A 17,915-nucleotide genomic window follows, 5' to 3' on the forward strand; every position below is an offset into this window, starting at 1 on the left:
AACAGCGCATGCGCCATAAGCACACCTCGAGAAAAGGTGGATTGAGTCAAGAAACTTTGAAGGCCATACTCCGCAAAACTGTGGAGCTTTGTAACCAAAACGAGTGCCGCACACGAGCCTGCGCACCGAATCTATACACCCCCAGAACGGTTGGTGTAACGAGGCAAAAAGAGAGCGAGTGACGAGAATCGAACTCGCGTCATCTGCTTGGAAGGCAGAGGCTTTACCATTAAGCTACACTCGCATGCTGGCGAACCAGCGTGAACGATTTTAACAGCATTCCGACGCCGGAGCACAACTTGGGCAGTGATCTACGGCTCACCGACGGTGCGACTCGCACAATATAACACTTGACGTCACGGAAATAGCGGGAATATATTTGGAGGGAACTAATTCTCAGTAAGGGTTCTCCGAGTTTGAGATCCTGAATGCTCCATAGAGGCGCCAATGGCGCCTCTATTTTTTCGCGTGTCGCAAACCTTCTGTAGCTCACGTCACATACAATTTCTTCATGCACAATACTTTAGATTTCCTTTGCGGCATTGATGTCGGTTCTAATTCTGTTGGCATGGTTGCCATCGCTGTCGATGGGAGCGGTCTGCCAACAAAAATTTTGAACTCCGTGGTGATGATCCATGACGGCGGTGTTGATCCAGAGCAAGCCAAGGCGGCGGTTACGCGCCTCGCAAGTTCTGGCGTCGCGCGCCGCACTCGCCGCCTCATTCAACGACGCCGGAAGAGGCTCGACCGACTCGACCGGCGAATCGCGAAGCTTGGATGGCCAATTGTCGACCTCGAAAGCTCAAAAGATCCGTACCTTCCTTGGAACACACGAGCTCAGCTTGTGCGGGAGAAGCTTGAAGGCGACGATCTCAACCGTGCACTGTCCATCGCAGTTCGCCATATGGCGCGTCATCGCGGCTGGCGTAGCCCGTACGCAAGCATCGAAAGCTTGTTCACAGAGAAGCCTGCCAGTGCCCAGATGGACACGTACAAGGAGAATGTGACGAAGCAGAGTGGTGTTGTTTTCGATGAGGATGCCACCCCTGCTGAAGTCGCAGTTGAACTTGGCCTTAACCCGTCGAACCGCTTGCGAAACGCCGCTGGTGCGAAGTATGGCGCGAAGGCTCTCATCGACGGGAAGTCTGTATCCGGCCAGGACAAGCTCGGCGTGCTCGGCGGCAAGCTGATGCAGTCCGACAATGCGGCAGAACTAATGAAGATTGGCCGCGTTCAAGGGCTGAGCGATGAGCTTGTGAAAGATTTAATCCGTTGGGTGTTCGAGTCCGAGTCACCGAAGAGCAAGGCGGGTGAACGCGCTGGTTTCGATGCCCTCCCTGGCCAAGGAAGGAAGCACCGTGCAGAGAAAGCGTCCCTGGAGTTCCAGGAGTTCCGCATCGTTTCTGTGGTGGCTAACCTTCGAATCGGGCTCGAGGGCGGCGGTAGCCGTCTACTCTCCTCCGACGAGATCGACAGAGTTGTCACTTTCTTGATGAACGATTCCGGCGACGACGGCGTGACGTGGAACGACGTCGCGCAAGTATTGGGAGTCAGCAGAGGAATGCTTCTCGGTACCGCATCGCTCTCCCCCGAGGGCGAACGCGCATCGAGCTTCCCTCCGTCGAACACAACTAATCGTGCGATTTATCGTTCGAAGATCAAAGAACTCACATCGTGGTGGGATGCTGCAGAACCTGAGGAAAAGTCTGCGATGGTGACCGCACTGTCGAACGCAGACGAACTCAAGGAAGATGCCCCCGGAGCTGAAGCTGTACGGGAGTTCTTGGGAACTTTAGGCGAGGACCAACTAGGCAAGCTCGACGATGTTTCGCTCCCGAAGGGTCGCGCCGCATATTCGGCAGATTCTCTCGTCAGGCTCACGAAGGTGATGCGCGAAAACCATGTTGATCTTCATGAGGCCCGAAAGATCGAGTTCGGGGTGGACAATGATTGGACTCCCCCAGCTGATCCGATTGGAAAGCCGGTTGGGAACCCGGCGGTAGATCGCGTTCTCAAGATCGTGAGCCGCTGGCTCCTTGCAATTGAGAAGAAGTACGGCACTCCCGCGTCAATCAATATCGAGCATGTTCGTTCAGGCTTTCTCTCGGAGTCGAGCGTGCGAGAGTACGAGCGCGAGTTGAAGAAGCACCGGGAACAGAATCTGAAACTAGTTGCCGAGATGCATGCGAACCTCGGCATTTCGGGCGAAGTTCGTAGCTCTGATATCCGCAGATATGCGGCGATCCGTCGGCAAAATTGCCAATGCGCTTATTGCGGGTCAGTGATCACTTACGAATCATCCGAAATGGATCATATCGTTCCCCGCAAGGGCGAAGGCTCCACAAACACCCGAGACAATCTGGTGGCAGTTTGCGAGCCCTGTAACAAAGCGAAGTCGAACACTCCGTTTGCTGTGTGGGCGGAACACACCACGCGCCCAGGAGTGAGCCTGGACGGTGCAATTGAACGCGTGAAGTTCTGGATTGATGAACCGGGCTTGGGTAAGAAGCAAAACTTCAATTTCCGCAGTGATGTTATTGCCCGGCTGCGTCGCACCTCCGCTGACGAGCCTTTGGATAGCCGTTCCATCGAATCAGTGGCATGGATGGCGAACGAACTTCGTGATCGAGTTGAGGCGCATTTCAAACCGGCGGGTACGAAGGTGCGCGTATTCCGTGGTGCAATCACCGCAGCAGCGCGCAAAGCTTCGGGTTTCGAAGGAAAAGTGGAGCTGATTGGAGGAAACGGAAAGACCCGTTTCGATCGCCGCCATCATGCGATGGACGCATCTGTCATCGCCTTGATGCGTCAGTCTGTTGCCCAGGTTTTGGTGGAGCGTGAGAGCAAGCGTCAGGCAGCGTTCCTCACGTCAGACCATAACTCGAATTGGCGAGACTACCGTGGCAGCTCTACCGAGGCGAAGATCAACTACGGCAAGTGGCTCAACAATATGAATCGGCTCGTCGTACTTTTCAATGCCGCGTTAGCAAACGATGAAATCCCCGTCATGCAGAATCTGCGGCTTCGGCTGGGGAACTCAACTGCTCACGACGCGACAATCCGTAAGTTTGCAACGAAACGCGTGGGCGATGCATGGACACGCGACGAGATTGATCGAGCGAGCACACCTCAGATGTGGGTCGCTCTTTCTCGCGATCCTGATTTTTCAGATACAGACGGGCTCCCCGAGAATCCTTCACGCGAATTGCGGATAAAAAATATCTGGTACGCCGCAAACGATGACGTGAAGATCTTGCCGAAGAAGATCGCGGCTATCGCCGTGCGCGGCGGATGGGCCGAGGTTGGTAGTTCCATTCATCATGCACGAATTTACCGTTTCAAAGGAAAGGGAGGAAAAGAGGCCTACGGAATGATCCGCGTGTTCACGCCCGACCTTGTGAAACATCAGACCGAGGATCTTTTCAACGTTCCACTCGGCCCTGAAACTTTGTCAATGCGCGATGCAAAACCAGCAGCTCGCGATGCGGTGCTGAGAGGCAACGCCGAATACCTCACGTGGCTGACACCTGGCATTGAGCTTTCTTCGGGGCAAATTAAGTCTTCGAAGCCCGATGCTTTTGGTACCTTCATTTCAAGATTCCCTGACACGAGGCGTTGGGTTGTCACAGGATTTGAAACCAACACAATTGTCAACGTTAAGCCACGCTATCTCGCAGTGGAAGGGGCACAAAACTTAAAGCTTAGTGACGACATCGTGAAGTTCTTGACTCGTGGATGGCGGCCATCTATTGGCGTCTTGACTTCATTACCTGATCTAAGGACCGTAATCCGAACAACGCTTGGCACACCAAGACAAGATTCAACACACTTACCCGCTTCAAAGCCAATTTCTGGAGACTGATAATGGAGCAGTGGCGAATCCTCGATTGCTCAACGATGCGAGGGAAGCTCTGCACGAAACGTGGAGCCCTCTCCGTTGAGCGCGAGGATTCGCCACCAGTTCTACTGCCAGTTGCTGATATAGCGGTTGCTCTGATCGGGATCTCCGTCTCTTTCTCTGCGGCAGTTATCCACCAGCTCGCTAAGCACGATGTTGCAATCGTCTTCTGCGATTGGAAGGGAGTTCCAGAGTCAGCCGCTTACAGCTGGTCAGAGCATGGTCGTGTCGGTGCCCGCCATCGCGCGCAAGCTTCACTGCCGGAATCTCGCCGAAAAAGCGCATGGGCGCAAATCATTCGTGCGAAAGTGAAGGGCCAAGCGAACGTACTCGCTAAGGCAGGCTCGCCAAGATCAGCATTGTTGAGGAAGCTCGCCTCCTCTGTACGCTCAGGCGACCCCGCAAATGTCGAAGCACAAGCAGCTCGGGCCTATTGGCAAGAACTCTGGGGCGACGAGGGATTCCATCGAATTCCCGGTGGGAATGCTGAAGCTACCGATCCACGTAACGCTTATCTTGACTATGCATACACCGTGCTACGTGGGCACGGTATCCGTGCTGTAATCGGTGCCGGCCTCTGCCCGACGCTCGGAATTTTTCATAAAGGCCGAGGAAACAACTTCGCACTCGTCGATGATCTGATTGAACCGTTCCGCCCCGCAATCGACTCCGCGATTCTGGAACTTAAACCGGATCTTCCGATCGAAGATCCTCACGTACGCCGAGCACTAGTGGAAGCCTCGTCTCAGACTTTTCTTCAAGACGGCACTACGATCGCGTCAGCATTCGGTGATCTCGCACAGCATTACGCTCGCTATGTTGAGGGCGACGTCGATCGGCTGACAGTTCCCCATTGGCGAGGTGATCTCAAGGATGGCTGATGGTCCGATGTGGTGCATCGTAATGTTCGATCTACCAGTAAAAACAAAAGAGCAACGAAAACGATACTCTGATTTCAGGAACATGCTCCTCGACAACGGCTTTGTTCGCGCGCAATACAGCATCTACGCAAAGTATTCGCCCTCGGGTGTGTTGGGTCAGCGAGTGATTAGCCTCATCAAGCTCTCCGTTCCTCCTCAGGGCGAGGTTCGTATTATGCATATCACAGATCGTGCGTGGGCAAATACAGTCCGATTTTTCAATTCCGCAGAAGAGAAACCGGAAGAAACACCTGAGCAACTCGCGTTTTTCTAAACGAAAATTAGCTACATTTCCTTTAGATTCCAAGGAAAAGTCTTCCCCCTGAAGTCTATCAGGGGGAAGACGAACTAATTCCCAGCGTGTCGCCCTTGATGCGGAAAGTGATGGGAAGTCTATCAGGGGGAAGACGAACTAATTCCCAGCAGCTTCTGCAATCTACCCATGATCTCGCGAAGTCTATCAGGGGGAAGACGAACTAATTCCCAGCGCGACGCAGGATGGCGCGTCGGATACTGGAAGTCTATCAGGGGGAAGACGAACTAATTCCCAGCTGCTGGGCGTGTGCAGCGTTATGTGGTGGAAGTCTATCAGGGGGAAGACGAACTAATTCCCAGCCACTTTACCGGGTGCGCTTGACCAGAGCGAAGTCTATCAGGGGGAAGACGAACTAATTCCCAGCTGCCGCAGTGTCGGTTGACCGTGCCGCTGAAGTCTATCAGGGGGAAGACGAACTAATTCCCAGCCCGGTGATGGTTGCGAATCCGGCTGTGAGAAGTCTATCAGGGGGAAGACGAACTAATTCCCAGCTCATTCACGAACTGGAGATTCAGGCCAAGAAGTCTATCAGGGGGAAGACGAACTAATTCCCAGCGGATTCACACTCACCGCCTCGTTGCGTTGAAGTCTATCAGGGGGAAGACGAACTAATTCCCAGCACAAAGAGCTCGCGAAGCGCGCAGGGCTGAAGTCTATCAGGGGGAAGACGAACTAATTCCCAGCGAGCCGGTCGAAGGCTTCCTCGATTTCGGGAAGTCTATCAGGGGGAAGACGAACTAATTCCCAGCGGGTAGCCGTCACGGTCGCGTTCGGTACGAAGTCTATCAGGGGGAAGACGAACTAATTCCCAGCATCCGGCCCATGCGTGTTTCTGCGACCTGAAGTCTATCAGGGGGAAGACGAACTAATTCCCAGCCGCGTCGCCAGCGGTCTTTCCCTCCACAGAAGTCTATCAGGGGGAAGACGAACTAATTCCCAGCGACGAGGTGGTAGGCGCCGATGAGGTGGGAAGTCTATCAGGGGGAAGACGAACTAATTCCCAGCCCTGATTTTGATGGCGAGTGGGATTACAGAAGTCTATCAGGGGGAAGACGAACTAATTCCCAGCACGTCGCAATTGTGGGATGCGAACGTGCGAAGTCTATCAGGGGGAAGACGAACTAATTCCCAGCCCGTCTGCTCGTGGTGGTCGTGTGACAAGGAAGTCTATCAGGGGGAAGACGAACTAATTCCCAGCAGATCGCTGTGATTGATGCGCTCATTTTGAAGTCTATCAGGGGGAAGACGAACTAATTCCCAGCGATGTTTCCGCGCTCCAGTTGGAGTATGGAAGTCTATCAGGGGGAAGACGAACTAATTCCCAGCTGTGACGCGGATGCGGTGAACGCCGTAATGAAGTCTATCAGGGGGAAGACGAACTAATTCCCAGCCGCGTTGATTTTGACACTGCGACGATCGGAAGTCTATCAGGGGGAAGACGAACTAATTCCCAGCTCTTCGTGTCGGTCACGCGCGTGAATCCGAAGTCTATCAGGGGGAAGACGAACTAATTCCCAGCTTAGGCCGCTGGAGTTTTTCGGTGTTGGAAGTCTATCAGGGGGAAGACGAACTAATTCCCAGCTTCTCGAGTGTGGCAAGCATCGTGGGCCGAAGTCTATCAGGGGGAAGACGAACTAATTCCCAGCAGCGGGTTGCATTCAGTGTGGCTAGATCGAAGTCTATCAGGGGGAAGACGAACTAATTCCCAGCTACAGGGTCGCACGCCTGGCGAGGTTGAGAAGTCTATCAGGGGGAAGACGAACTAATTCCCAGCCTGTCGTGCGTAAGGCCGGCGTGAATATGAAGTCTATCAGGGGGAAGACGAACTAATTCCCAGCTCAGTGCAGGAATTGGAGCTAGCGCAATGAAGTCTATCAGGGGGAAGACGAACTAATTCCCAGCGGGTCGGACGTGTTGGAGAACTTGATGGGAAGTCTATCAGGGGGAAGACGAACTAATTCCCAGCACCGGCGTTGTGTTGGCGATCGTATCGGGAAGTCTATCAGGGGGAAGACGAACTAATTCCCAGCGGGACGGGAGGCTCCAAGCGCGCGTGCAGGAAGTCTATCAGGGGGAAGACGAACTAATTCCCAGCAAGCCGGCCTCTTCCACATCGAGGTTCGGAAGTCTATCAGGGGGAAGACGAACTAATTCCCAGCCGCGTCAGAGACCCCGGTGCGCACCTCGGAAGTCTATCAGGGGGAAGACGAACTAATTCCCAGCGAACCCGTCGTAGCTTGGTTGATCGGATTGAAGTCTATCAGGGGGAAGACGAACTAATTCCCAGCTGTGGCGCGCACATACCCCAGCGAACGATTTTGGCTTCCCGCCGAGTCCCTCCCTCAAGAAGATGCCCGAGTCTAGATTTGCCGAGCAGCCCGCGGTATCCTTGGAAGTGTTCTCAGACGTAACCGATATGAGGTTCTCGTGCGTGTTCTCATTCATCCCCATGCGTTCAAACACGGGCTATCCCCTGATCAGATTCTTGCTGCATTCACAACAGGAATTGACACAGGAATTGTGCGTAGCCGCGATCGCAATACAGACCCGCCACGATTCGCCTCGATCGGTTTCGACAACGAGGGCAGAGCGATCGAATTTGTGTGCGCAAAACTCGTGGACGAGACGGTCCTGATTTTTCACGCAAACTATCTCACGGCAGGCTTCAGAAAGGAGTACCGCAATGGCATACACCGCAGCAACCGGTGAACAATTTACCGACGACGACGTGCGCCGCTGGGCTCAGGAGGCCGAGAATGGTTTCCCAGACTCCACCGTCGAATGGGTACAAGGCCGCGCATGGGAGGGTAAGCGCCAACCGCTCACAGCTAAGAGCGTGCGAGCCCCTCAGGCAGTATGGAAGCTGGTCGCGGAAAAGGCGGCACTGGAAGGCATCACCGAATCAGAGTGGGTCCGCAATGCGTTGATCCGCGCCGCCCTCGCCTAGTCAGCCCACCACCCGCTCCTTCAGATCTCGCTCGCTGAGCCATGCCCCGAACAGCCGCCCGTCGGCATTGAACAGCTCCGCAGCATCAGCCGGGATCGGCACGGGCGCGAAGCCGAAGCGCCGCACCAACTCGCTGGCAACCGCGAGCGCGCGTTCGTCGTCGGCGCGGACGGCAACGGCACGCGGCTCGCTCCCCTTCGCGGGGTGCGAATCGGCCACGAGCTCCTCGTACGAAATATGGTTGAGCGTGCGCGCGATCGGCAGCTCGGGGTGTGCCTCGAGCGGTGGCGTGATCCCGGAAGCGGCCGTGTCGGTGGCTTCCCACGGGTTGGTGGCGTCCACGATCACGCCGCGAACCGCCGCAAGATCGAGTTGCGCGGTCACCGGGTGCGGCACGGCCAGGACGACGACGTCGGCGCGCTCGGCGAGCTCCTCGAAGGTCACGAGTTGCGCCGCGGGCAGCACCGAACCGAGCACCAGCTCCAGCATCGGGTTCGACCGCGAGTAGACGAGCACCTCGAGCCCGCTCGCCGCTGCGATCCTGCCGATCGCCGTGCCGAGCTTGCCGGCGCCCACAATACCTACGGTTCGAATCTGCGTGTTCATACTTTCTACAATGCCACGCACACCGAAGAAAATTCCCGACGTCGGGGCGCAGCTTGGTGGACAACTTTCGCGACGTCGGTGCTCGGCCCGCGACGTCGGTGCTCGGCCCGCGACGTCGGGACAGCTACTCCGGACGCTACTCACACCCTGGCGTCGGTGGAAATGCGAAAACGACAGGAATAGAAACCGGTAGTTCGCGTTTCAACTACCATGACGACGATTAATCCAGCAGATATTCATTTCGGGCTCGACACCTTCGGTGACGTGCACAATAACGATCCTATCCAGTCGCTCAAGGACGTGGTGGAGCAGGCCAAGCTCGCGGACGAGGTTGGTATCTACGCGTTTAACCTGGGCGAACACCATCGCGACGACTTCGCGATTTCTTCCCCGCACACCGTGCTGGCAAACATCGCGGCCGTGACCACGCAGATCAAGCTCGGCACCGCAGTGGTGGTACTTTCCTCGGATGATCCGGTTCGCGTGTACGAACAGTTCTCCACGATCCACGCACTCTCGGACGGGCGCGCCGAGCTCACGGTGGGCCGCGGCTCGTTTATCGAGTCGTTCCCGCTCTTCGGCTACGACCTGTCCGACTACGAGCCGCTTTTCGAGGAGAAACTCGAAATGCTCGTGAACCTGTGGAAAAACCGCCCCTTCGATTGGAACGGCAAGCTCACGCAGTCCCTCACACATCAGCATCTGTTCCCGCCGATGGACGCCGAAACCTTGCCGATCTTCGTGGCAGTTGGTGGCTCCCCACAGTCGGTGGTGCGCGCGGCACGGCACGACGTCGGGCTGCGGCTCGCGATCATTGGTGGACAGCCGGAGCGCTTCGCTCCGTTCGCGGATCTGTACCGCAACGCGCAGGAGCAGTTCGGCCACACCACACCGCGATCGATCGGCTTCCACTCCCCTGGCCTCGTGGCCGATACGGACGAGGAAGCGATCGAGGCGTTCAAGGCCGAGCACATGGCACACAACGCCCGCGTTGGCGCTGAGCGTGGCTGGCCGGCAATGACGGAGGCACGCTTCGCTAGCGAACTCACAAACGGCGCGCTGTTCGTCGGCTCGGTGGAGACCGTCTCCCAGAAGCTTGCCAAGGCGATTAAGGTCCTCGGCGCGGACACGTTCGATCTGAAGATCGGTACCGGCTCGCATTCCGCCCAGATGAAGTCGATCGAGCTGTACGGCACTCAGGTGGTGCCGCGGGTGCGTGAGCTTCTCGCAGAGAACTGATTGCCGCAGGGCAAAACGCCGGCGCGGGTTTCCCCGCGCCGGCGTTTTTACATGAATCCCTGCGGCACGAATCCTCGCGCCGCACCAATCACTGGATCACACCATTGAATACTTCAGTCGAAGCCGGATGGGTCCAGATGCCGTCACGTAGCGTGGCGGCCGGCGCACCCAGGCGCATCGCGAGCGCCACCGTGTTGATGAGCTCCTGCGAATCGATCGAGTACAGCACGGCGCCAAGAATCTCGTCCGTATCCGCATCGATCATGAACTTCGCCATGCCTGCCGGGTTGCCCACGATCTTCGGGCGAGGCATCACCGGGATCTCAGCGATCTTCTTCGAATCCACGCGCACAGTGCGGCCCGTTTCCTTCGCTTCCTTCTCGCTCATGCCAACAGTGGCGAGCGGCGGGTTGATGAACGTAGCCGTCGGCACGGCCACGCGATCCGCAGTAGAGCGCGTGCCGTCACCGAGCAGTTCGTCAGCCAAAATACGGTGATCATCGAAGGAAATATAGGTGAACTGCGGGCCGCCATTGACGTCACCCACGGCATACACGCCATCAACGTTCGTGCGAAGGTGGTCATCAACCTTCACGAACCCGCGCTCGTCCGTGGCAATACCGGCAGCCTCCAAGCCGAGCCCCGCCGTCGCCGGCGTGCGACCAACCGCGAGCAGAACGGCATCGGCGTTCACGCGCCCGCCGTCGAACACCACATCCAGCCCGTCGTCCGCCTTCTCGATAGCGCTCGCGCGATGCCCGAAGGAAAACTCGATCCCCTGCGCCTGCATCGTCTCGAGCGCGAGCTGTGCAACGTCGTCGTCAAGGCGCGGGAAAAGCCGCTCCCCCGGCGTCACCACGGTGACCTGCGAACCGAACTCGTTGAACATCGTCGCAAACTCAAGCCCGATGGTTCCACCACCCACGATCGCCAAGCGCGCCGGGAACGGCTGCGCGTGCTGAATCGTCGTGGAATCGTACACACCCTCCAGGTCCGTGCCCGGAATGTTTGGAACCGCGGGCACGGCGCCCGTGTTGATAATGATCGTCTCAGCCTTCAGCGTCACTTCGTCAGTGCCGCCGTTGGTTGGCGTAATACGCACCTCGTGCGGGCCAACGAACTCTGCGCGGCCGTCAAACAAGGCAACCTTGCCCTCGAGCATGCCGTGGTTGGCAGAGTTCAGCTTCGAAATCAGCGCATCGCGCTTGGCCACCGATGTCTCAAAGTACGCCGCCGGATCGTCGCCCTCGCGGCGCGCCTCAGCCGCCGTGATCAGCGTTTTCGTGGGCACACAGGCCACATTGATGCAGGTGCCGCCGTACATCGTGGCCGACTGCTCTACCAGCGCCACCTTCTTGCCGGCCGCGACGAGCTTCCCCGCCACCGACTTTCCGGCCTTCCCCCAGCCGATCACCAACACGTCAAATTCCATCGGATTCCTTTCTCGATACGGGAAAAGTGTAGTTTCACCGCCCGACGCCGCAGCGCAAGTTACGCCCGTAGCCTGCGGTAATTTCACTCAGGACGGAACGCGAAAGAAACCGGGCCCATTCCCGTTATCCTGAACAGAGTTTTGATGAAAGGAGAACCATATGGCTACCCCTACTTTGACATTGAACGATTCCCGAATCATTCCGCAGATCGGTTACGGCACGTTCCTCGTGCCGCCGAAGGACACTGTTGAGCGCGTCACCTCTGCTCTTGCGGCAGGCTACCGCCATATCGATACGGCAGCGATCTATGGCAACGAAGCCGAAGTTGGCAAGGCGATCGCCGAATCCGGCATCCCGCGTGAGGAGCTGTGGGTCACCACGAAACTGTGGAATGATCGCCGCGGAAAGTCCCAGACTCGCTCCGCGCTCGAAGAGTCGCTCGAGAAGCTCGGCCTGGATTACGTGGATCTCTACCTCATTCACTGGCCCACCCCCAAGCAGGGCCCGATCCAGGAAACCTGGGAGACGTTCGGCCAGCTGCGCGCCGAGGGCCTGACGAAGTCAGTGGGCGTTTCAAACTTCGATGAGCGCTACCTGCCCGCGATCCTCGAAACCGGCCTGGTGCCGGCCGTGGATCAGATTGAGCTTCACCCGCAGTTCCAGCAGCGCCCGGCCACGGATCTCGCGGGCGAGCACAACATTGCGATCGAGGCGTGGGGTCCGCTCGGCCAGGGCAAGGTCGATTACACCGGCGGAGCGATCGGCGAGATCGCCGCAGCTCACGGCATCACGTGGGCTCAGACAGTTCTGGCATGGCACGTGGCGAAGGGCCACATCGTGTTCCCCAAGTCCTCCACCCCGGAGCGCATGGCCGAGAATCTTGCCTCCGGAGAAGTCACGCTCACATCCGAGGAAGTGGCACGCATCGACGCCCTCGATAAGGGCGCCGAGGGTCGAGTTTCTGCCGACCCCGCCGAACTGAACTAACAGCGCCGACGCCGGAGCACGCCGAGCCCACCAGCGTCAGTTGCGCACCGGCGTCGCCGAATTCGTCAACGCGAGCCGAGCCCCGGCGTCGCGAATCACAACGCAAAAGTGCCAGGCGGTTTTCCGCCTGGCACTTTCGTTGAACTCAGCCTTCTTACGCGGCCTTACCGTTGAGCTTCGCGCTGGTTGCGATCTTCTCTCCCGCGCCGAAACCAGCCTGGTCAGCGGCCTTGACCGTGACCTCGTAGGCGATCCCGCGATGTTCAAACACGTAGATTTTCGCGGCCGGCTTGGCGTCCGTCTTACTCGTCACGTCGAACATCCAGGCGACGGCTCCTGAGATCGTCACATCCGCCCCTTCGCTCACCAGGTACTCCTTGAAGGATTCACCCTTGGACAACAAATCCAGGTAGTCGGCCTTCGTCGTCTCACCCAGCGGCTTGCCGAGCTTCGAGAGCAACACCTGGGTTTCGCCGGCCTGCAACCAGACCTCCGACAGCGGGTTCGTGCCCTTCGTCAGCGCGCGAAAATCAGCAGGCGCAGTGAGCGTAACCGCGCCATCCACAGTGGTGTAGGCAGTCCCGCCCTCGGTGGGTTCCACCTTCAGTTCGCGAGTTGCGGGCAGATCCGGATACTTCTTCTGCGCCGGTTTCGCGCTCGCCGACGCGCTCGCCGACGCCGGGGCGCCACTTTGCGTCGTCGCGGCCGGCTGGCTCGCCGTCGAACATGCGCCAAGCGCGAGGGAACACACAGCGGCAATCACCGCACAACTTTTCTTCATAGGGTCAATCCTAAAACGTTGCGGGAGCCCGCTGACTCATCCGACGGGCTCAATTTTCTTCCACACCATGAGTTTGCCGAGTATGGCGGCTCGTTTCAGGGCCAACGCCGGTGTACGGTTCGACGCCCACACTCCGCTCGGAAACGCCGAATCGACGAGGAAATCGTTGCCAAGCGTCCGCGGGTTCAGGAGGTCAGCTGCGAACAGCATCGCCATGATTGAGGCGGTGCCATCGGCTGGGAATGAGGTGATACCAAACGCACCGATTCCGCGATAGGCGGCTTTGAGGATGGGCGTATCGAGCACCGAATGGGTTTGCGCGAGCGGTGCAACATGGTAGGAGACGCGTTTACCGCGGGCACGCAGGTCCGTTGCCCGCCAACGGCCGATTCGCTTTGCCGCCAGGTAGTTCGGGCCTTGGAGGGGAATCACGGCGTCGAAAACTCCCCCGGCCATCGCCCCGTTTCCACGGGGCCGTCCGCTCCACTCGGCACCGCCGGGTTGGAGGTGTGAAGGGAGAACGAAGGCGTCGAGTGGGGAACCGAGGTAGCTCACGAGCACGTCGCGTGCCTCGGTGACCATGCGGATCACCTGGTCCGCTCCGATCGCGGCCGCGAGGAACTTTGCTCCGGGCGCGTACAGGCACTCAAGAATCGCTTCGACGTCGTTCTCGATCAGCCATCCGGCGATCACTTCAGGTTCCGTGGCGACGTCGCCAACGGCAGGCACGTGGAGAGTGCCAGGAAGTTCGCTGGTTTCGGCGATCAGCCCCGCAAGGCGGGGCGATTGCGGCCGAATCACTGCGAACACATCTGCTCCGCGCGAGAGCAGGAAACGCGTTGGCGCGAGCTCCGCGCCGGCCCCGATCACCGCAATCTTTCGGCCAGACAGATCGAGACCATCGAACGCGGCCCAGGTGAGCCGGTCCGCAGCCGACGTCGTGATCGCATTCGCATGCCGCCAATCCGGCAGGGAACGCACGAACGCCCCTGGAGAAAGTTCTTCGCCGTCGAAGGGGATTGACAGCTCGCCCACGCGGCCGGTACCGACGTATGTTTGTGTTGCGGGCGTTGCGGCGGGGACGATGTCGGCGAGCGTTCCCTCACCGCTTCGCAACGCGCCGAGGAACGCGAGCCCGCGGCGGGCGACGTCGGGGCCCTTGGAGGGATCGTCCCAACGAGTCAGTTCGAGCGCGAGTGCGCCGTATTCCTTGCGCCAGTTCGTGATCCCTGCGCTCACCTTCGCCGCAGGAGCGACGCCCGCAAGCGCGGCCTCCATCATTCCGCGGCTCACCGCACTCGACGACGGCTTTCCGTTGACCAGTGGAAATTCAACGCCCATCTCGGCCCCTTTCGTTCATCTCCAGTGTATGCCAAACGCACAGCGTGCTGTGATCACGCGTTGTGTCATCGGCCGCGCAAACCTTGCTGGGCAAGAAAAAATCCCGATCAGAACTGATCGGGATTTTTCACAACTCGTAACGCTCAGGCGAGATCGAGCTTGCCCTGCTGAGCAGCCTTCGCCAGACGACGCGGGATGCGAACCTCGCGGCCACCAGCGTTGACCACCTGAAGCTCCGTGAGCTTGGCCTTCCACTGGGAACGGCGAGAGCGGGTGTTGCTGCGGGACATCTTGCGCTTGGGTACTGCCATGATCTCCGCTCCTTCCACTACTCCAGGCCGGCGGTTCCGGCCAAGTCTTTCCAGTTGCTCATTATCGAGCACACATCGGGATAGTCTAGCCGATTCGCTCCCCTCGCGCTAACCTGCGCAGGTGATGTGTGTCCAACCACACCGACGTCGTCGCGAGCATGGCATGGACTGCAATAATAGACGTATGTCTTTACTCCTTGCGCGCCAGAACTTGGAGCTCGCCGGCGAGCTCGAAATCAAGCGTTCGCGGTTCATCACCCGTATTCGGCGGGTCTCCAGCGCCGACGAGGCACGCGCCCTTGTGTCGGATTGCCGCGCCGAGTTCCCTGACGCCCGCCACCACTGCTCCGCGTTCGTCGTCTCGGTACCAGGAGCCCAGCCACTCCAACACTCCTCCGACGACGGCGAACCCTCCGGAACTGCAGGACGCCCGATGCTCGACGTCCTCACGGGAGCCGACCTGACCGACGTCGCCGCCGTCGTCGTACGCTACTTCGGCGGCACTTTGCTCGGTACGGGTGGGCTCGTACGCACCTACACCGACGCCGTCGCGGGCACGCTCGCGGGAGCCGCTGTTGTTCAGCGGGTTCCGTACGTAAGGGCGCGAGTTGCACTCATGCACTCGGTTGCCGGCAAGGTTGAGGCAGATCTGCGTGCCGCAGGCTACGAAATCGCGGATGTGAGATACGAAGCATCTCGGGTGCAGCTCGAGGTGGCCGTCGAGAGCCTCGATTCCTTTAATACCGCGCTTGCCGAGCTCACCTCAGGAGCCGCGAGCGCCACAGATGCTGGGGAAATTTGGGCCGAAGAACCAGCCGGAACCCTTTGACATTTGAATCATTCCGATTAAACTACCGAATGTAGTTGAAAGTTGTTACATCTGGAAGGTGGTGTTGAGATGACCGCGATGAACGTAGCCTCCACCACCCGTTGCCAGTGTCTGTAGGGCGTCGGGCTTTTCCCGTGCGCTGATGCGCTCGCTCGCCGCTCATTACTTCGCAACCCCCATTATTTTGCGCGCAACGCGCACTGACTTTGAAGGACACAAGATGACTATTTACAACAACGCAACCGAACTCGTCGGCCGCACCCCTCTCGTCCGCATTAACCGCCTGGGCGACGGCAACGCCAACATCATTGGCAAGCTCGAGTTCTTCAACCCCGCAAACTCGGTCAAGGATCGCATCGGCGTGGCGATCATCGACGCCGCCGAGAAGTCCGGTGCACTCAAGCCGGGCGGAATGATCGTTGAAGGCACCTCAGGCAACACAGGCATCGCACTCGCCTGGGTGGGCGCGGCTCGCGGCTACAAGGTGGTGCTCACCATGCCGTCGTCGATGTCGAAGGAGCGCCGTGCGCTTCTGCGCGGCTTCGGTGCCGAACTCGAACTCACGGACCCCGCCAAGGGCATGCAGGGCGCCGTGGACCGCGCCAAGGAGATCGTGGCTGAGAACCCTGGTTCGATCCTCGCCTCCCAGTTCGCCAACGAGGCAAACTCTGCGATCCACGAGGCAACCACCGGCCCGGAGATCTGGAACGACACCGAGGGCAACATCGATATTTTCATCGCAGGCATCGGCACCGGCGGCACCATCACCGGCACCGGCCACTACCTGAAGTCGCAGAACCCGGACGTTCAGGTGATCGCCGTTGAGCCGGCAGAATCGCCGTTGCTTTCCACCGGCACAGCCGGCTCCCACAAGATCCAGGGCCTCGGCGCAAACTTCGTGCCCGAGGTTCTCGACACGAACGTTTACGACGAGATCGTCACCGTGAAGTCCGACGACGCGATCGCTATGGCGCGCCGCGCAGCTCACGAAGAGGGCCTGATGGTGGGCATCTCCGCCGGCGCTGCACTCCAGGCCGCTGTCGAGGTAGCCGCACGCCCCGAGAATAAGGGCAAGAACATCGTGGCGATCATCCCCGATTTCGGTGAGCGCTACGTTTCTACCGCCCTCTTCGAGGGCCTGGTGGACTAAAACGCATAGGCATACGTAAGGAGTGGTGGAATACTGTGAGTATTCCACCACTCCTCGTCGGCTAAACAAAAGAAAGGGTCCCACATGGGCATTCTCGCCAGGATGCGAGGCGATCTCGCCGCAGCGATGGACAACGATCCAGCGGCGCGTAACCGCCTCGAAGTGGCGCTGACCTATTCGGGTGTCCATGCCGTGTGGGGATACCGGCTCGCTCACTCCCTGTGGAAACACAACGCCAAATTCGCCGCACGTGTGGTCTCACAAGGTGCCCGATTCTTGTCCGGCATCGAAATTCACCCCGGGGCTACGCTCGGTGAACGCCTCTTCATCGATCACGGCATGGGAGTTGTGATCGGCGAAACCGCCGAAGTTGGCGACGACGTGGTGATCTACCACGGCACCACACTTGGCGGAACCTCACGAAACGGCGGCAAGCGCCACCCCACCGTCGGCAACCGCGTAGTGATCGGCTCCGGAGCGAAAGTGCTCGGCCCGATCACCGTCGGCGACGATGCCCAAATCGGCGCCAACGCCGTCGTCGTCAAGGATGTGCCAGCTGGAAACACCGCCGTCGGCGTACCAGCGAAAAACCGCCCACAATCAAAGCCAGACGATCCGCTTATCGACCCAGCCCTGTGGATCTAAAAAACGGGCCCGGAAGCTTACGCTCCCGGGCCCGAAACTTCACTGTTTACTTGTTTTCATAGTCGCTCATCATCTCGATACGCGACTGGTGACGCGAGCTCGGATCAAACTCGAGCGAGAGGAAAATATCCACAAAACGCGTCGCCTCCTCGATCGAATGCTGGCGGGCACCAATCGAAATCACGTTCGCGTTGTTGTGTTCGCGGGCAAGCGTGGCAATCTCCTCGTTCCACACGAGCGCCGCACGCACACCCTTCACCTTATTCGCCGCCATCTGCTCGCCATTACCGGAACCCCCGATCACGATTCCGAGAGAACCCGGATCCGCCACAGTCGCCTCGCCACACGCGATACACACCGGCGGGTAGGCATCCAGCTTGTCGTATGTTTCGTAGCCGTGATCCACAACCTCGTGGCCGGCTGCTGTCAGATGCTCAACGAGGTGAGCCTTCAATTCAAAACCTGCATGATCTGCAGCAATATGTACGCGCATGCTCCTAGCATAACCCGTG

Annotated in this window: 15 protein-coding genes, 1 tRNA gene and 1 CRISPR repeat array; of the genes, 9 read left to right on the plus strand and 7 right to left on the minus strand. The window is 58.7% G+C overall.

Annotation, left to right across the window (positions count from 1 at the left end):
* Positions 1–173 precede the first annotated feature (173 nt).
* Positions 174–244: transfer RNA gene (locus P8A24_RS06195), tRNA-Gly, on the minus strand.
* Between the two features lie 267 nt (positions 245–511).
* Between P8A24_RS06195 and cas9 the strand changes: the two genes are divergently transcribed.
* The 4 genes from cas9 (at position 512) to P8A24_RS06215 (ending at position 8,081) form a co-directional block, all read left to right on the plus strand.
* Entirely contained in the window at positions 512–3,862 is a 3,351-nt protein-coding gene (gene cas9, locus P8A24_RS06200) for a type II CRISPR RNA-guided endonuclease Cas9 (RefSeq protein ID WP_278057753.1), read from the plus strand.
* Positions 3,863–3,864: 2 nt separating this feature from the next.
* Complete coding sequence (cas1, locus tag P8A24_RS06205) at positions 3,865–4,779, plus strand: type II CRISPR-associated endonuclease Cas1 (protein WP_307014139.1); 915 nt, start codon at positions 3,865–3,867, stop codon at positions 4,777–4,779.
* Positions 4,772–5,092 (plus strand): CRISPR-associated endonuclease Cas2, encoded by a 321-nt coding sequence (gene cas2, locus P8A24_RS06210; protein ID WP_278057754.1) that lies wholly within the window; start codon positions 4,772–4,774, stop codon positions 5,090–5,092. Before cas1 ends, cas2 begins: the two co-directional genes overlap by 8 nt.
* Before the next feature lie 50 nt (positions 5,093–5,142).
* A CRISPR array of direct repeats spans positions 5,143–7,422; the repeat unit is 36 nt; unit sequence GAAGTCTATCAGGGGGAAGACGAACTAATTCCCAGC.
* A 395-nt stretch (positions 7,423–7,817) separates the two neighbouring features.
* Positions 7,818–8,081, plus strand: a complete 264-nt coding sequence (locus tag P8A24_RS06215) for a hypothetical protein (RefSeq protein WP_278057755.1) — start codon at positions 7,818–7,820, stop codon at positions 8,079–8,081.
* Here P8A24_RS06215 and P8A24_RS06220 read toward each other — a convergent pair whose 3' ends face one another.
* Positions 8,082–8,687, minus strand: a complete 606-nt coding sequence (locus tag P8A24_RS06220; RefSeq protein ID WP_278057756.1) for an NADPH-dependent F420 reductase — start codon at positions 8,685–8,687, stop codon at positions 8,082–8,084.
* 210 nt (positions 8,688–8,897) lie between these two features.
* Here P8A24_RS06220 and P8A24_RS06225 point away from each other — a divergent pair, with 210 nt between their 5' ends.
* Positions 8,898–9,926, plus strand: coding sequence for an LLM class flavin-dependent oxidoreductase (locus P8A24_RS06225; RefSeq protein WP_278057757.1), 1,029 nt, complete (start codon positions 8,898–8,900; stop codon positions 9,924–9,926).
* A gap of 88 nt (positions 9,927–10,014) precedes the next feature.
* Here the strand turns inward: P8A24_RS06225 and P8A24_RS06230 are convergent, their stop codons facing one another.
* Entirely contained in the window at positions 10,015–11,358 is a 1,344-nt protein-coding gene (locus tag P8A24_RS06230) for an FAD-dependent oxidoreductase (protein ID WP_278057758.1), read from the minus strand.
* Positions 11,359–11,518: 160 nt separating this feature from the next.
* Here P8A24_RS06230 and P8A24_RS06235 point away from each other — a divergent pair, with 160 nt between their 5' ends.
* On the plus strand, positions 11,519–12,346 hold the full coding sequence (locus P8A24_RS06235; protein ID WP_278057759.1) for an aldo/keto reductase: 828 nt from the start codon (positions 11,519–11,521) through the stop codon (positions 12,344–12,346).
* 154 nt (positions 12,347–12,500) lie between these two features.
* Here P8A24_RS06235 and P8A24_RS06240 read toward each other — a convergent pair whose 3' ends face one another.
* The 3 genes from P8A24_RS06240 to rpmF form a co-directional block, all read right to left on the minus strand.
* Positions 12,501–13,127, minus strand: a complete 627-nt coding sequence (locus P8A24_RS06240; RefSeq protein WP_278057760.1) for a hypothetical protein — start codon at positions 13,125–13,127, stop codon at positions 12,501–12,503.
* Positions 13,128–13,163: 36 nt separating this feature from the next.
* Positions 13,164–14,468 carry a hypothetical protein gene (locus tag P8A24_RS06245; RefSeq protein WP_278057761.1) on the minus strand — a complete coding sequence of 435 codons (1,305 nt, stop codon included), beginning with the start codon at positions 14,466–14,468 and terminating at the stop codon, positions 13,164–13,166.
* Positions 14,469–14,611: 143 nt separating this feature from the next.
* Positions 14,612–14,779, minus strand: a complete 168-nt coding sequence (gene rpmF / locus P8A24_RS06250) for a 50S ribosomal protein L32 (RefSeq protein WP_278012338.1) — start codon at positions 14,777–14,779, stop codon at positions 14,612–14,614.
* A 184-nt stretch (positions 14,780–14,963) separates the two neighbouring features.
* On the opposite strand from rpmF, the gene P8A24_RS06255 reads away from it, so the two are divergent.
* The 3 genes from P8A24_RS06255 (at position 14,964) to epsC (ending at position 17,403) form a co-directional block, all read left to right on the plus strand.
* Positions 14,964–15,608 (plus strand): IMPACT family protein, encoded by a 645-nt coding sequence (locus tag P8A24_RS06255; RefSeq protein ID WP_278057762.1) that lies wholly within the window; start codon positions 14,964–14,966, stop codon positions 15,606–15,608.
* 220 nt (positions 15,609–15,828) lie between these two features.
* Positions 15,829–16,758 (plus strand): cysteine synthase A, encoded by a 930-nt coding sequence (gene cysK / locus P8A24_RS06260; protein ID WP_278057763.1) that lies wholly within the window; start codon positions 15,829–15,831, stop codon positions 16,756–16,758.
* An 84-nt stretch (positions 16,759–16,842) separates the two neighbouring features.
* A complete protein-coding gene (epsC, locus tag P8A24_RS06265) occupies positions 16,843–17,403 on the plus strand; it encodes a serine O-acetyltransferase EpsC (protein ID WP_278057764.1) in 561 nt (186 codons plus the stop codon).
* A 46-nt stretch (positions 17,404–17,449) separates the two neighbouring features.
* On the opposite strand, the gene P8A24_RS06270 is transcribed toward epsC, so the two are convergent.
* Positions 17,450–17,896 (minus strand): ribose-5-phosphate isomerase, encoded by a 447-nt coding sequence (locus P8A24_RS06270; RefSeq protein WP_278057765.1) that lies wholly within the window; start codon positions 17,894–17,896, stop codon positions 17,450–17,452.
* Positions 17,897–17,915 lie beyond the last annotated feature (19 nt).

This window comes from Arcanobacterium wilhelmae (assembly GCF_029632765.1).
GTDB classification, from domain to species: Bacteria; Actinomycetota; Actinomycetes; order Actinomycetales; family Actinomycetaceae; genus Arcanobacterium; species Arcanobacterium wilhelmae.

Coding starts and splice junctions, on each gene's coding strand:
- epsC (WP_278057764.1), top strand. CDS start 16,843: ATGGGCATTCTCGCCAGGATGCGAGGCGATCTCGCCGCAGCGATGGAC.
- cas2 (WP_278057754.1), top strand. CDS start 4,772: ATGGCTGATGGTCCGATGTGGTGCATCGTAATGTTCGATCTACCAGTA.
- cysK (WP_278057763.1), top strand. CDS start 15,829: ATGACTATTTACAACAACGCAACCGAACTCGTCGGCCGCACCCCTCTC.
- cas9 (WP_278057753.1), top strand. CDS start 512: ATGCACAATACTTTAGATTTCCTTTGCGGCATTGATGTCGGTTCTAAT.
- P8A24_RS06230 (WP_278057758.1), bottom strand. CDS start 11,358: ATGGAATTTGACGTGTTGGTGATCGGCTGGGGGAAGGCCGGAAAGTCG.
- P8A24_RS06270 (WP_278057765.1), bottom strand. CDS start 17,896: ATGCGCGTACATATTGCTGCAGATCATGCAGGTTTTGAATTGAAGGCT.
- P8A24_RS06215 (WP_278057755.1), top strand. CDS start 7,818: ATGGCATACACCGCAGCAACCGGTGAACAATTTACCGACGACGACGTG.
- P8A24_RS06255 (WP_278057762.1), top strand. CDS start 14,964: ATGTCTTTACTCCTTGCGCGCCAGAACTTGGAGCTCGCCGGCGAGCTC.
- rpmF (WP_278012338.1), bottom strand. CDS start 14,779: ATGGCAGTACCCAAGCGCAAGATGTCCCGCAGCAACACCCGCTCTCGC.
- P8A24_RS06225 (WP_278057757.1), top strand. CDS start 8,898: ATGACGACGATTAATCCAGCAGATATTCATTTCGGGCTCGACACCTTC.
- P8A24_RS06240 (WP_278057760.1), bottom strand. CDS start 13,127: ATGAAGAAAAGTTGTGCGGTGATTGCCGCTGTGTGTTCCCTCGCGCTT.
- cas1 (WP_307014139.1), top strand. CDS start 3,865: ATGGAGCAGTGGCGAATCCTCGATTGCTCAACGATGCGAGGGAAGCTC.
- P8A24_RS06235 (WP_278057759.1), top strand. CDS start 11,519: ATGGCTACCCCTACTTTGACATTGAACGATTCCCGAATCATTCCGCAG.
- P8A24_RS06245 (WP_278057761.1), bottom strand. CDS start 14,468: ATGGGCGTTGAATTTCCACTGGTCAACGGAAAGCCGTCGTCGAGTGCG.
- P8A24_RS06220 (WP_278057756.1), bottom strand. CDS start 8,687: ATGAACACGCAGATTCGAACCGTAGGTATTGTGGGCGCCGGCAAGCTC.